The 14,564-nt window shown below is 60.7% G+C and carries 13 protein-coding genes; 9 read left to right on the top strand and 4 right to left on the bottom strand.

What is annotated here, in order from left to right:
• Positions 1-245: 245 nt before the first annotated feature.
• The 4 genes from moaB to PL597_RS04445 all read right to left on the bottom strand — a co-directional run bounded on the left by moaB (position 246) and on the right by PL597_RS04445 (position 4,762).
• Positions 246-791, bottom strand: coding sequence for a molybdenum cofactor biosynthesis protein B (moaB, locus tag PL597_RS04430; protein WP_162520469.1), 546 nt, complete (start codon positions 789-791; stop codon positions 246-248).
• Between the two features lie 26 nt (positions 792-817).
• Positions 818-1,702 (bottom strand): 4-(cytidine 5'-diphospho)-2-C-methyl-D-erythritol kinase, encoded by an 885-nt coding sequence (locus PL597_RS04435; protein WP_271364654.1) that lies wholly within the window; start codon positions 1,700-1,702, stop codon positions 818-820.
• Between the two features lie 6 nt (positions 1,703-1,708).
• Positions 1,709-3,604, bottom strand: coding sequence for a tetratricopeptide repeat protein (locus PL597_RS04440; protein WP_165691227.1), 1,896 nt, complete (start codon positions 3,602-3,604; stop codon positions 1,709-1,711).
• A 141-nt stretch (positions 3,605-3,745) separates the two neighbouring features.
• Positions 3,746-4,762, bottom strand: coding sequence for a polyprenyl synthetase family protein (locus PL597_RS04445; RefSeq protein WP_077983421.1), 1,017 nt, complete (start codon positions 4,760-4,762; stop codon positions 3,746-3,748).
• Positions 4,763-4,873: 111 nt separating this feature from the next.
• Here PL597_RS04445 and PL597_RS04450 point away from each other — a divergent pair, with 111 nt between their 5' ends.
• From PL597_RS04450 to glyS, 9 genes are all read left to right on the top strand, one after another.
• A complete protein-coding gene (locus PL597_RS04450) occupies positions 4,874-5,104 on the top strand; it encodes a putative signal transducing protein (protein ID WP_020813603.1) in 231 nt (76 codons plus the stop codon).
• Positions 5,105-5,110: 6 nt separating this feature from the next.
• Positions 5,111-5,911, top strand: a complete 801-nt coding sequence (locus PL597_RS04455; RefSeq protein ID WP_271364655.1) for a tRNA1(Val) (adenine(37)-N6)-methyltransferase — start codon at positions 5,111-5,113, stop codon at positions 5,909-5,911.
• A gap of 91 nt (positions 5,912-6,002) precedes the next feature.
• Positions 6,003-6,869, top strand: coding sequence for a S49 family peptidase (locus PL597_RS04460; protein ID WP_271364656.1), 867 nt, complete (start codon positions 6,003-6,005; stop codon positions 6,867-6,869).
• A gap of 20 nt (positions 6,870-6,889) precedes the next feature.
• Positions 6,890-7,084, top strand: a complete 195-nt coding sequence (locus PL597_RS04465) for an NfeD family protein (RefSeq protein ID WP_020813606.1) — start codon at positions 6,890-6,892, stop codon at positions 7,082-7,084.
• 130 nt (positions 7,085-7,214) lie between these two features.
• On the top strand, positions 7,215-8,147 hold the full coding sequence (locus tag PL597_RS04470; protein WP_077767818.1) for a glycine--tRNA ligase subunit alpha: 933 nt from the start codon (positions 7,215-7,217) through the stop codon (positions 8,145-8,147).
• Between the two features lie 78 nt (positions 8,148-8,225).
• The gene (locus PL597_RS04475) at positions 8,226-8,777 is read left to right on the top strand and encodes a LemA family protein (protein ID WP_020813610.1); all 552 of its coding nucleotides are present in this window, start codon (positions 8,226-8,228) and stop codon (positions 8,775-8,777) included.
• Between the two features lie 87 nt (positions 8,778-8,864).
• Entirely contained in the window at positions 8,865-10,142 is a 1,278-nt protein-coding gene (locus PL597_RS04480; RefSeq protein WP_271364657.1) for a 3-phosphoshikimate 1-carboxyvinyltransferase, read from the top strand.
• A gap of 21 nt (positions 10,143-10,163) precedes the next feature.
• Positions 10,164-12,101, top strand: a complete 1,938-nt coding sequence (locus PL597_RS04485) for a DUF2207 domain-containing protein (protein ID WP_271364658.1) — start codon at positions 10,164-10,166, stop codon at positions 12,099-12,101.
• A gap of 98 nt (positions 12,102-12,199) precedes the next feature.
• Positions 12,200-14,353, top strand: coding sequence for a glycine--tRNA ligase subunit beta (gene glyS / locus PL597_RS04490; RefSeq protein ID WP_271364659.1), 2,154 nt, complete (start codon positions 12,200-12,202; stop codon positions 14,351-14,353).
• The last annotated feature ends 211 nt before the right edge of the window (positions 14,354-14,564 follow it).

Raw genomic sequence — 14,564 nt, forward strand, 5'->3', positions numbered from 1 at the left:
GGGTTTTTTGGTCGTGCATCGTCTGCGAACCGGATGTGCGTGGGGCTTTACCCCCCTCTGCCCTGCCGGGCATCTCCCCCTCAAGGGGGGAGATCGGCAAGAGGCTCTCTTGTCGCTTCATTCTCAAGCTTCAAGATGGACGAGACATCGCCGCAGATCGATCTCCCCCCTTTGGGGGGGAGATGCCCGGCAGGGCAGAGGGGGATGAGCCACACGCACCTTGGTCCAACCCACGAAATCCTGCTCTAAACGCCGCCAGCCCCACGCTTCAAATGCTCATCCAACCTCGGCATGATTTCCACGAAGTTACACGGCAGATGACGATAATCGAGCTGTGCCTTGAGAATACCGTCCCACGCATCCTTGCAAGCCCCCGGCGAGCCGGGCAGCACGAAGATGAAGGTGGCATTGGCCACGCCACCGGTCGCGCGTGACTGGATGGTGGCGGTGCCGATCTTCTCATAGGAAATGCGATGGAAAAGTGCGGAAAACCCGTCCATGCGTTTTTCGAACAGTGGCTCCAGTGCCTCGGGCGTCACGTCGCGGCCGGTAAAGCCGGTGCCGCCGGTCGTGATGACCACGTCCACGCCCTCAGACAAAGTCCATTCGCGCACCGTGTCTGCGATCGCCGCCTTATCGTCAGGCACGATGGCGCGGGCCGCGAGCCTGTGGCCCGCTTCTTCCAGCCTTGCGACGAGCGTATCGCCGGACTTGTCGTTCTCCAGCGTGCGGCTGTCCGAAACAGTCAGAACCGCAATGCCAAGGGGAATGAAGGGTCTATCGCCTGCCATGGCCTTATCCTCGAAATATCCGGCCCTCAAATGGTCCGCGTTGCGTGAAAATACCAGCCGGGACGTTTTTTCCGAAGCGATGTTTCCGCGTTTTTGGCGGCATCGAAGGAATGAAAAATCCCGAAACAGGTTGCCCCGGAACCGGACATGCGAACAAGGGCCGCCCCTTCTTCAGACAGCAGCCCGGTTATCTCCGCGATTTCCGGCAGCAACGCCTGTGCCGGCGGCTGAAGATCGTTACGGCTTTGGGCAAGAAAATCCATCCAGCCAATCGTCGCAGGGTCGGGCAGCGGCGGATTGGTCTTGTTCTGCAATCGCCGGAAAATCTCCGGTGTCGAGACAGCCTTCATGGGATTGGCCAGAACCATGGAGAGTTCCGGCAGATCGGTGAGCGGTTCAATGTCCTCGCCGATGCCGCGAGCGATCAGGGATCGGCTCTCAAGGCACATCGGCACATCCGCGCCGAGCGTCAATGCCATGGGTGCAAGCGTATCCGGTGCGATAGCGGCACGCCAGTGCCGCAAAAGCCCCCGCAGTGTCGCCGCCGCATCCGCCGAGCCGCCGCCTATGCCGGAAGCCACCGGCAGGTTCTTTTCAAGATGAATGGCGACCGGGGGTGCCGGTTGACCTGTCGATGCGAGCGCATCGCGCAACAGGTCCCTGGCGCGGGTGACGAGGTTATCGCCGCCATCGCCCGCACGCAAAAGATCGCCGAAGGGGCCGGAGATGGAGAAACTGTCGGCATCGGCGTTGCGAATACGGATAGTGTCGCCGGCTTCGGTAAAGGTCACCAGCGTTTCGAGCAGGTGATACCCATCCGCTCGCTGGCCGGTCACATGCAGCGCCAGATTGATCTTGGCCGGGGCCGCCTCGATGGTCTCAGCGGCCCCGGAAACCTCATGCCCGCGCATGCGGCGTCAGGATTTCTTGTCCGGAGTGGCAGCCGGTGCCGGTGCCGGAGGAGCCGGCGGCTGTGGCGTGACTTCCTTTTTGGCGGTATTTTCGGCATCCTTTTCGACAGGCGGCAGGCCGTTGGCGATCTTTTCCTTCACCTTGGCCTTGTCCACGTCGTCGCTGTCGCCGATCAATGCGCGGTTCCACTGATAGACCGCCTCGATCTTGCGGCCGACTCGCCAGTAGGCGTCGCCCAGATGGTCGTTGATGGTGGGATCGCCAGCTTTCAGTTCGATCGCCCGTTCCAGCTCGGTCACGGCTTCATCGAAATCGCCAAGGCGATAATGCGCCCAGCCGAGAGAATCGACAATATAGCCGTCATTCGGCCGAAGCTCGACGGCACGGCTGATCATCTTCATGCCTTCATCGAGATTGATGCCCTTGTCCACCCAGGAATAACCCAGATAGTTCAGAACCTGCGGCTGTTCCGGGTTCAGTTCCAGCGCCCGCTTGAAATTCGGTTCTGCCTTGTCCCATTCCTTCAGCCGCTCATAGGCGATGCCGCGCTGGAAGAAGATGGACCAGTCGGATTTCTGCGGCACGGAACCGATGACCTCGATGGCCTTGTCGTAGTTCTCGGCCATCGCCTTGTAGTCCTTGGCGTCGGAAAGCACGCTGCCATAGGCGAGATAGGAACGGATGTCCTTCGGGTCGGATTCGAGCAGCGATTTGAGATGCTTGCGCGCCTCGTCCACCTTGCCCGTCTGCGCGAGCGTCAGTCCGAGCTGCAGCTCGGAGATGCGATACATCGGCGAATCCTTCGGCACCTCGCGATAGAAGGCAATGGCGCGGTCAGGCTGTTTCAGCGCTTCTGAAAGGCCGCCGAGAAGGATGAGCGTATCCGGGCTTTTCGGATCGAGCGCGCGCGACGTCTGCAGATAAAGCGTCACGATCTCTTCGGCGCCTTCGCGGTTCAGCGCGCCGGCGATGGAGAACATGACGCTGGCGGCGCCCTCCACGGCATTGGTGATCTGCTGTTCCGGCTTCTCACCGTTTTCGATGGACTGGCGAAGCGCCTTCAGCGGCGCGTAATTCGGCGCGAAAGTGTCCCCGACCGCAATCGCATCCAGCGCCTTCTGCTTGTTGCCGGCGGAAGCCTCCAGCCGGGCAAGCGCCATCACCGCGCGCATATAGGTATCGGAGGCGGTTGCCCCGCCTTCGCGGTCCGTCACCGCTTCGTTGAGGCTTTTGCGGGCCGCTTCATTGTTGCCGGAAACAAGGGCGATGGCCGCCGCATTATATTTCTGGAAGATCGAAATCCAGCCCGGGCCCTTCATATTATTGACCAGCGCCAGCGCTTCCTTCGGCTTGCCGGAACCGGCGCGCGCCCATGCTGTCAAAAGCGTATTGACCATGCGGTCGAGATCGTTCGGACCGTTATATTTCAGAATTTTCTCGGCCTTGGCGAATTCCTTGTCCTTGATGGCGTCGAGACCGCGCACGATGGTCGTCACGCGCTCCACCGAGGTATCGTCCTTCATCGAATCGGCGATCTTCGCGCCAGCCTCGAAATTGCCGCTCAGAAGTTCGGCGATCATCAGCCGCTGGCGGATTTCCGTATTGGCTGGATCGAATTCCAGCGCCTTTTTATAAAGCGAAATCGCGGTGGGATAATCTTGATCGACATCGGCATTGCGCCCGGCGAGGAAGGCGCCGGAGAAGGTGTTCACCTTGGCCGGATCGAACGTAACAGCCTTGTTTTCCGGTGTCGCCTTCGTCTCCGCAAAGCCGGGGCTTGCACCCGCGCCGATTGCGAGAGCAGCGGCAAGAGCCGCGCTGCAGAGAAGACGGAGTGCTGGTTTACGCCGCATGAGGGAACCTTTGCCTTTGTGCAGAAGCACGGAAAAATCAGTTTCCATTGTTGGTCACGATAGAATGGCTTTTTTGAAGCAGCCCCGCAAGAAATTATGGCCCCGGCCACAATCACGCCTTGCGAAGAAGCTGGCCTGGAACATTGGGCGGACGGTCTTTTCCATCCGCCATTCGTCCGGCCTGCGGCGTCAGTTCAGACGCTCGATGCAGAAGTCGATCACTTCCAGAAGCGCATCTTTCCAGGGGCTCTGCGGCAGGGGCGCCAGCGCGTCGCGGGCAATGGTGCCGTAATGCGTGGCGCGGCCGATCGTGTCGCCAAGACCGTTATATTTGGTGATCAGGCCAAGCGCCTTTTCGAGGTTCGCGTCGCTGCTTTCGCCCTTTTCGATGGCCGTGCGCCAGAAAGCGCGCTCATCCTGCGTGCCGCGACGATAGGAGAGGATGACCGGCAGGGTGATCTTGCCTTCGCGGAAATCGTCACCGGTATTTTTGCCGAGATCGGCGGACTTTCCGCCGTAGTCAAGGACATCGTCGACCAGCTGGAAGGCGAGGCCGAGATTCATGCCGTAGGATTTCAGCGCGCTGCGGGTCGCCTTGTCGGTCTTGGCGACGATGGGGCCGACTTCCGCCGCCGCCGCAAAAAGGGCGGCCGTTTTGGCGCGAATCACCTGCAGATAATCGTCTTCGGTGGTTTCCATGTTCTTGGCGACCGAAAGCTGCAACACTTCGCCTTCGGCAATCACCGAAGCGGCTGTGGACAGCACGTCGAGCGCATCCAGTGAACCGACATCCACCATCATGCGGAACGCCTGACCGAGCAGGAAGTCGCCGACGAGAACGCTCGCCTGGTTGCCCCAGATGGTGCGGGCGGTGGATTTGCCGCGGCGCAGATCGCTTTCATCCACCACATCGTCATGCAGCAGCGTCGCCGTGTGCATGAACTCCACGCTGGTGGCGAGCTTGATGTGATGATCGCCCTCGTAACCGAACATCGAGGCCGAGGCGAGCGTCAGCATTGGCCGCAGGCGCTTGCCGCCTGACGAGATGAGGTGGTTGGCTACCTCGGGTATCATCTGGACATCGGAACCGGCCTTGGAAAGGATAAGCTGGTTCACCCGTTCCATGTCAGGACGGGTCAGATCGACAAGCGGCTTGACGGATGCGAGTTTGTTTTTGCTTTCTTCAAGCGGTATGACGACGCCCAAGGGACAGGACTCCAGTTCGAATTTGAAGTCGACAATAAAAACTGACGCCTTGCGCGGCAAGGGGCGAATTGCCGCTAGCCATTCAAAAAGATGGGAATTTAAGGTCTATCCATGCGTGAACTGATCCGAACCAACGACGCCGTGCTGCTCTCCTTCGCTGAAAGCCTGATGAGGGATGCCGGCATCCATTGCCTCATCGCCGATCAGGCGATGAGCATTCTGGAGGGATCGCTCGGTCTTTTGCCGCGCAGGTTTCTGGTGGAGGAAGATCGGGCCGATCAGGCCCGCCGCATTCTCATCGATGCCGGGCTCGGCGACGAGCTGCGCAACGAAGAGGCGTGAACGGCGGTGAGCGACGGCATTTCCGAAACCATCGACGCCTTTCACCGGGGTCGCTTTCACATCGTCCAGCCGAAGGGCAGGGGGCACAGGGCGGGTATGGATGCCATGCTTCTGGCCTCGCTGGTGGCGGATGACCGCGCCTGCCGGATCGCCGATCTCGGCGCGGGTGCGGGTGCGGCCGGCATGGCGGTTGCGGCGCGGCTCGAAAAGGCGCAGGTGACGCTCTATGAACGCTCGCCGGAAATGGTTCAATTTGCTCGCCGCAGCCTCGAATTGCCCGAGAATGCCGCGTTTTCCGCGCGGGTGAATGTGTGCGAGACGGATGTGACGCTGCGTGCGAAAGCGCGTGTCGCGGCCGGATTGCCCGACGATCATTTCCATCACGTCATCATGAACCCGCCCTATAATGATGCGGGCGACCGTCGCACGCCGGACGCCCTGAAAGCCGAAGCGCACGCTATGACCGATGGCCTGTTCGAAGACTGGATCCGGACGGCGGGCGCGATCATGGTGCCGGGCGGGCAGCTTTCCCTGATTTCAAGGCCGCAATCGGTGGCGGAGATTATCGCCGCCTGCGGCAGCCGTTTCGGCGGCCTCGAAATCACCCTCATCCACCCGCGCCCTGGCGAGGACGCGGTGCGCATGCTCGTCACCGCCATCAAGGGTTCGCGAGCGCGGCTGTCCTTCCGCGCGCCGCTCGTCATGCATGAGACCGGCAGCCATGCCTTCACTCCCTTCGTCGATGACCTGAACAATGGCCGCGCCGCCTATTCGCGTAATGTAAGGGCAATCCGGACCGCGTCATAAATATCGCCGTTCCGCCGGCCGCAAACCATTGTGTTTTCCGGGGCGATACATACATCCCTGACGAACGGATAAATGCTGCGAGGATTGAGTAGTGGGTTTTCTGAAGTATCTGGTGCCGAAACGCTTTCGTAAAAAAGAGCTCGTCATCCCGGTTGTGCGTATGCAGGGCGCAATCATGGCCGGCGGCAACCAGTTCCGCCCCGCCCTCAATCTCGCGTCCTATGCGCCGCTTCTGGAAAAGGCCTTCGCCGTCAAGGATGCGCCGGCTATCGCCATTTCGCTCAATTCGCCCGGCGGTTCGCCGGTGCAGGCGCGGATGATCTATAACCGCATCCGCCAGCTCGCCGAGGAAAAGGAAAAGAAAGTCCTGATCTTCGTGGAGGATGTTGCAGCCTCCGGCGGTTACATGATCGCGCTTGCCGGCGATGAGATCATCGCCGATCCCACTTCCATCGTCGGTTCGATCGGCGTCGTTTCCGGCGGTTTCGGTTTTCCGGAAATGCTGAAGAAGATCGGCGTGGAGCGCCGTGTCTATACGGCGGGCGAGAACAAGGTCATCCTCGATCCCTTTCAGCCGGAAAAGGAAGGCGATATCGACTACCTGAAGTCGTTGCAGGTCGAAATCCACAATGTTTTCATCGATATGGTCAAGATGCGCCGCGGCTCGAAGCTGAAGGGCGACGAGACGATCTTCTCCGGCCTGTTCTGGACCGGCATGCGCGGCCTGGACCTCGGCCTGATCGACGGGCTTGGCGACATGCGGGAAGTTCTGCGCCGCCGTTACGGGACAAAGGTCAAGCTTCAACTCGTCAGCGGCGGGCGTTCGCTGTTCGGCAAAAAAGTGCCTGGCGTGAATGCGGCACTCGGCCTCAACGCCGAAAGGCTCGCGGTAGGCGCCGTCTCGGGTCTTGCGGAGGTTGCCGAAGAAAAGGCATTGTGGTCGCGTTTCGGTCTATGATGTCGCGGGAATAGGGCCTTATGGCGCAGCTCATTACAATTCTTCTTCTGGTGGTGGGATCCGTCATCCTTTACCGCCGCTTCGTTCGCGATGCGGAAAAGCTGTCGGCGAAATCCAAGCAGCGCGAAAAGGAACGCGAAACCGGCGCCATCGGCACGCTGATCAAGGACCCCGAAACCGGTGAATACCGCGTGAAGCGTGAGGATGAGACGTAAGCCGGTGTCTTCACGCATAAATCCTTGACCCCCACGCCATGCCGTGGCACCTGTCCGCATCCGAAGTAAGTCACTGCTTACTTATCCTCCTAACGCCGCGATGACTGAAATGACCGATATTCCCGACCATATGAACCCCAAGCGTTCCTTTCAGGCACTGATCCTGACGCTGCACAATTACTGGGCCGACAAGGGCTGCGCGGTGTTGCAGCCTTACGATATGGAAGTGGGCGCGGGTACGTTTCATCCGGCGACGACGCTTCGTGCGCTTGGCCCGAAGCCGTGGAAGGCCGCTTATGTGCAGCCGTCGCGCCGCCCTTCCGATGGTCGTTATGGTGAAAACCCCAACCGTTTGCAGCATTATTACCAGTATCAGGTCATTCTGAAGCCCAACCCGTCCAACCTTCAGGAACTCTATCTCGGTTCGCTGAAGGCCATCGGTCTCGATCCGCTGTTGCATGACGTGCGCTTCGTCGAAGACGACTGGGAAAGCCCGACGCTCGGCGCCTGGGGTCTCGGCTGGGAATGCTGGTGTGACGGCATGGAAGTCTCGCAATTCACCTACTTCCAGCAGGTCTGCGGCATCGAATGCTCGCCTGTCGCCGGTGAACTGACCTATGGTCTGGAGCGTCTGGCCATGTATGTTCAGGGCGTCGACAATGTCTATGACCTGAACTTCAACGGTCGCGAGGGCGAAGAGAAGATTTCCTATGGCGACGTCTTCCTGCAAGCCGAGCAGGAATATTCCCGCCACAACTTCGAATTTGCCGATACCGCCATGCTGCATCGCCATTTCATCGACGCCGAAAAGGAATGCCAGGCGCTTCTCGCCGCCGGTGCGCCGGGTGATAACGATAATCAGCGCCTGCACAAATGCGTGTTCCCGGCCTATGACCAGTGCATCAAGGCCAGCCATGTTTTCAACCTTCTGGATGCGCGCGGCGTAATTTCGGTCACGGAACGCCAGAGCTATATCCTGCGCGTGCGCACGCTGGCGAAAGCCTGCGGCGAAGCCTTCCTGCTGACGGATGCGGGCGGGGTGAACTGGAACAGGGCCGCCTGAACGTCTATGTAAGGCGGGGCAACAGTCTAACGTGCGGACGCCACCATGGTGTCCGCGCCTCTTGAGGAGGGGTCGGGAATGTTCATCACGCTGGCAATCATCGCGGCAATCGCGCTTTATGTCGTCTTCATCTATAACGGCCTCGTTAAGGCGCGGCAGATGAAGGAAGAGGCGTGGTCGGGCATTGACGTGCAGTTGAAGCGCCGCGCCGATCTCATTCCCAATCTCATCGAGACCGTGAAGGGTTACGCGGCGCACGAAAAGAGCACCTTCGAGGAGGTGATTGCCATGCGCAACCGGGCGCAGGCCGTGCCGGCCGGTGATGTCGAAGGCCGCGCCCAGGCGGAAGGCCTGCTGTCGCAGGCGCTCGGCAAACTCTTTGCGCTCGCCGAAGCCTATCCCGATCTGAAGGCCAATACGAACTTTCTGGAATTGCAGCGGTCGCTGGAAACCATCGAAAGCGAAATCCAGATGTCGCGCCGTTATTACAATGGCGCCGCGCGCGATCTGAACGTCAAGGTGGAAAGCTTCCCCTCCAATCTGGTCGCCGGCCAGTTCGGTTTTGCGAAGGCGCCTTATTTCGAGATCGAAAACCCGGCCGACCGCGCCGTGCCGACGGTGAAATTCTAAGCTCACTGTTCTTCCGGCGGCTTAAGACCACCCGTTCAAATTCCGATAATCCGGCTCTTCGCCGCATTCTTTGACAAGACGACAATCATGATCGAACTGACCATCGCCCCGCCCGGCCACCCGCTTTCCGGTAAGGTCGAGCCGCCCGGCTCCAAATCCATCACCAACCGCGCGCTTCTCCTGGCTGGTCTTGCCAAGGGCAAAAGCCACCTGACCGGCGCGCTGAAAAGCGACGATACGCTTTATATGGCCGAAGCCCTGCGCGAGATGGGTGTCAAGGTGACCGAACCTGACGCCACTACCTTCGTGGTGGAAGGCACGGGTGTACTTCAGCAGCCGGAAAAGCCGCTTTTCCTTGGAAATGCCGGCACCGCAACGCGCTTCCTAACTGCCGCTGCCGCGCTTGTGGACGGCGCCGTCATCATCGATGGCGACGAGCACATGCGCAAACGCCCGATCATGCCGCTGGTGGAAGCCCTGCGCTCCCTCGGTGTCGAAGCGGAAGCGCCGACCGGTTGCCCGCCCGTCACCGTCTGCGGCAAGGGTACTGGGTTCCCGAAGGGCAGCGTCACCATCGACGCCAATCTTTCCAGCCAATATGTGTCGGCGCTTCTGATGGCGGCCGCCTGCGGCGACAAGCCTGTCGATATCATCCTCAAGGGCGAGGAAATCGGCGCGAAGGGCTATATCGATCTCACCACATCGGCCATGGAAGCCTTCGGCGCGAAGGTGGAGCGGGTGAGCAACGCCATCTGGCGCGTGCATCCGACCGGTTACACGGCGACCGATTTCCACATTGAGCCGGATGCCTCCGCCGCCACCTATCTCTGGGGTGCGGAACTTCTGACCGGCGGCACAATCGATATCGGCACGCCCGCCGACAAATTCACCCAGCCGGATGCCAAGGCCTATGAGGTCATGGCGAAGTTTCCGCATCTGCCCGCCGAAATCGACGGGTCGCAGATGCAGGATGCCATTCCCACCATCGCGGTTCTCGCCGCCTTCAATGAGACACCGGTGCGTTTCGTCGGCATCGCCAATCTGCGCGTCAAGGAATGTGACCGTATCCGCGCCGTTTCGCTCGGCCTCAACGAAATCCGTGATGGTCTGGCGCATGAGGAAGGCGACGACCTGATCGTGCATTCCGATCCGGCACTCGCCGGGCAGACGGTCGATGCCTCCATCGATACCTTCGCCGATCACCGCATCGCCATGAGCTTTGCGCTGGCGGCGCTGAAGATCGGCGGCATTGCCATCCAGAATCCGGCCTGCGTCGGCAAGACCTATCCCGGTTACTGGAAAGCGCTCGCTTCGCTCGGCGTTGACTATAGCGAAAAGGAAAGCGCTGCCGAGCCGCAGCGCTGAGCCATTGAGGAGGGATCGCTCGTGAAGACTATCGCCGCAAGACTTCTCGCGCTGTTCGTCTTCCTGGGCGCGGCCTTCCCGGCCTTTGCGGAGGAATTCATCCGCTCCTATCATTCCGTCGTCGAGGTTGCGAAGAGTGGCGAACTGACGGTGACGGAAACCATCACCGCCCGTGCCGAAGGACGAAACATCAAGCGCGGCATCTTCCGCGATTTCCCGCTTTACGCGATGGATGCGAATAACCGCCGGACCAAGGTGGATTTCAACGTCGTTTCGGTGGAGCGCGATGGTTCCCCGGAGAACTGGCGCACAGAGAATATCGATGGCGGCATCCGCATCTATACCGGCAGCGCCGAGCGTTTTCTGCCGACCGGCGAACATATCTTCCAGATCACCTACACCACCGCCCGGCAGATCCGCTATTTCAGCGACTATGACGAACTCACCTGGAATGTTACCGGCAATGGCTGGCAATTCCCGATGGGCGAAATTTCCGCCACCATCACGCTGCCGCAGGGTGTGAAGGCCACCGACACTGCCGTTTTCACCGGTCCACTCGGTGCCAAAGGCAAGGATGCTCGCATTTTGAGCGAAGGCAACGAGGTGTTTTTCGCCTCCACCCGCCCGTTTTCAGTGGGCGAGGGCATGACAGTTGCCGTGAAGTTGCCGAAGGGCGCCATTGCCGCCCCCGACTCCTCCCAGGAGGCAGGTTGGTGGCTACGTGACAATCTTGCCATCCTGCTTTCGGGCGGCGGGCTTTTCGCAGTGCTGCTCTATTATCTGCGAGCATGGTTCGCGGTCGGCCGTGATCCGGCCAAGGGCGTAGTCGTGCCGCGCTGGGATGCGCCGGAGGGGCTTTCGCCGGCTCTGGTCAATTACGTCGATAACAGGGGTTTCTCAGGTGCCGGCTGGACGGCGCTCTCTGCCTCGGCCCTTGATCTTGCGGTGAAGGGTTATGTCGTTCTGGAGGATTTGAAGAACGCCATCGTCATTCGCCGCACGGAAAAGGCAACCGCTGCCGATCTGCCGAGCGGGCAGAAAACGCTGCTTGCCTCCATCGGCGGTTCTGGGAAGGCGCTGACCATCGACAAGGCGCATGGAACGGAAGTCGAAAAGGTCGGCAAGCAGTTCCGCGCGGCGATAGAGAAAGAGCATCGCGGCAAATATTACCGCAGCAATGCCGGTTACACCGTCTTCGGCATCTTCCTCAGCATCGCCCTCATCGTCGCGACGTTGATCTTCGGCGATCTGGATGAAAGCGCCATTGCCGCCGTGCTGGTCTTCGGCTTTTTCGCCTTCTTCTTCAGCATCCTGTCGATCGGCATCGGCCGGCAGTTCTCGCGCGGCGCCCCGCTGCGCAAGCGGATCGGCGGCATCGTCATGCTGGCCTTTGCCGGTTTCGTGGCCTTTTCAGCCATTGGCGGCATCGCCACGCAAATCCTGCTGGATGTCACCCATGACACCAAGTCGCTGGCGCTGGCCGCCATCGGCGGCATCGTGCTCACCAATGCGCTGTTCCTGTTCCTGATGGGCGCGCCGACGCCGCTCGGCCGCAAGCTGATGGACGGTATCGAAGGTCTCAGAACCTATCTGACGCTGGCGGAAAAAGACCGGATGAACATGGCCGGCGCGCCCGCCATGTCGCCGCAGCATTTCGAGACATTGCTGCCCTATGCGGTGGCGCTCGGCGTCGAAAAACCGTGGAGCCGCACCTTCGAGGCCTGGCTTGCGACCGCCGCTGCCGGGGCCGCGGCTGCAAGTTATGCGCCCGGCTGGTATGCGGGCAGCAATTACGGCAGTTTTGGCGACAGGATCGGCGGCTTTTCGACCTCCATGGCCAATACCATCGCCTCCACCATTCCCCAGCCCGTCAGCTCTTCCGGCTCCAGCTTTTCGGGCGGTGGCGGCGGCGGTTTTTCTGGCTCCGGCGGCGGCGGCGGTGGTGGCGGCGGCTGGTGACGTCCACCGACGGTAATTTAACCGATAGCTGATGACTTTTGCCGCTGGTCTTGCTAAGTCCGCGACACTCTTTTGCAACAGATTAAAGTCCTTATCCCATGCCCGATCTTCTGCTTGAACTTCGCTCCGAGGAAATCCCCGCCCGCATGCAGCGCAAGGCGGCGGGCGATCTGAAGAAACTCGTCACCGATGCGCTTGTGGAGAGAGGGCTGACCTATGAGGGTGCGCGCGAATATTGGACGCCGCGCCGCCTGACGCTGGATATTCGCGGCCTCAACGCCCGCTCCGCCGATGTGCGCGAGGAAAAGAAGGGACCGCGCACCGACGCCAATGAAAAAGCCATCGAAGGCTTTCTGCGCGGCGCTGGCCTCAATGATATTTCGCAGGCTCAGGTCGTTTCCGATCCGAAGAAGGGCGATTTCTATGTCGCCATCATCAACAAGCCCGGCCGGCCGGCGGAAGAGATCATCGCCGAGGTTATGCCCGGTATCATCCGCTCCTTCCCCTGGCCGAAATCCATGCGCTCCGGCCCGGCCTCGATGCCCAAGGGTTCCAGCTACGGTGGCATCGAAGGCAAGGGCTCGGAAAGCCTGCGCTGGGTGCGTCCGCTGCAATCCATCGTCTGCCTGTTCGGCCCCGAACATGACGAAACGCAGGTCATTCCCTTCGTCATCGACGGCATCGTCGCCGGCAACGTCACCTATGGCCATCGGTTCCACGCACCGGGTCCCATCACCGTGCGCCGTTTCGAGGACTATGTCTCGAGCCTCGAAAAGGCGAAGGTCGTGCTGGATGCCGAGCGCCGCAAGGATATCATCCTGCACGATGCCAAGGATCTGGCATTTGCCAACGGCCTTGAACTGGTGGAAGACGAAGGCCTTCTGGAAGAAGTCTCCGGCCTCGTCGAATGGCCGCAGGTGCTGATGGGCACCTTCGAAGAGGATTACCTGCAAATCCCGGCGGAAATCATTCGCCTCACCATCAAGACCAACCAGAAGTGTTTCGTCACCCGCAATCAGGGTGCGGAAGAGGGGCTTTCCAACCGCTTCATTCTGATCTCGAACATCGAGGCGAGCGACGGCGGCAAGGAAATCATCCATGGCAATGGCAAGGTCGTTCGCGCCCGCCTGTCGGATGCCCGCCATTTCTGGAACCGTGACCAGGGCGATCTGCCCGATCTGGAAACGCTCAAGGATTCGGCTGCGAAATTCGACCTCGATCTCAAAAAGCCGCTCGACCAGCGCATGGCAAAGCTCGATGCGCTCAACGTCACTTTCCACGCTAAACTCGGCACGCAGGGCGAGCGTGTGGCTCGCATTCGCGAACTGGCCAAGGCGCTGGCTCCAGTCGTGGGTGCCGATGCCGATCTGGTGGACCGCGCCGTGGTGCTGGCGAAAGCCGATCTGCGGACCGAAGCTGTTGGCGAATTCCCAGAGCTCCAGGGTCTGATGGGCCGCAAATATGCGACGCTGCAGGGCGAAAACGAAAGCGTGGCTGCTGCGATTGAAGACCACTACAAGCCGCAGGGTCCCTCCGACCGCCTGCCAGCCGACAAGGTGGCGATCACGGTGGCTCTGGCCGACAAGCTCGACACGCTCGTCGGTTTCTGGGCCATCGATGAAAAGCCGACCGGTTCGAAGGACCCCTTCGCCCTGCGCCGTGCGGCGCTGGGCGTGGTGCGTATTCTGCTTGAGAAGAACGTGCGCCTACCGCTGCTGAGCGTTGCGAAGGACCCGGATCTCCTCTCCTTCTTCCACGACCGTCTCAAGGTCTATCTGCGCGACCTCGGCGCCCGTTACGATCTGATCGACGCCGTCCTGACGCCCGAATCCGATGATCTCCTGATGATCGCCCGCCGTGTCGAGGCGCTGACCGCCTTCATCACCGGCGAAGATGGCCGGAACCTACTGGCCGGTGCAAAGCGCGCCACGCAGCTTCTTGCCGCCGAGGAAAAGAAGGGTACCGTGGTGGCCGATGGGGTCTCGGAAGAGCTCCTGAAGCTCGACGCCGAAAAGGCGCTCTACGCGGCGATCAAGACCGCCTCTGCCGACGCTGCAAAGGCCGTCGAAGGCGAGGATTTTCGCTCGGCCATGCAGGCGCTTTCGACGCTGCGTGCGCCCGTCGACAAGTTTTTCGAGGATGTGCTCGTCAACGACGAAGATGCGGCCATCCGCGCTAACCGTCTGGCGCTGCTGAAGGCTATCCGCGAGGCCACTGGTACGGTTGCGGATTTCTCGAAGATTACCGGGTGAGAACATGGGGGTAAACGGGCATTGCAGAATGCTGGGTTTCACCCCCCTCTGTCCTGCCGGACATCTCCCCCTCAAGGGGGGAGATCGACCAGTCGCGACCTCTTAGCCACATTGAACGTTTCGGGAAGAGCGGGGAGCATGCCTCTCGCCGATCTCCCCCCTTGAGGGGGAGATGCCCGGCAGGGCAGAGGGGGGTAATCCACGGTCTCGA

This window comes from Agrobacterium sp. ST15.13.013 (assembly GCF_027956525.1).
GTDB lineage: Bacteria > Pseudomonadota > Alphaproteobacteria > Rhizobiales > Rhizobiaceae > Agrobacterium > Agrobacterium salinitolerans.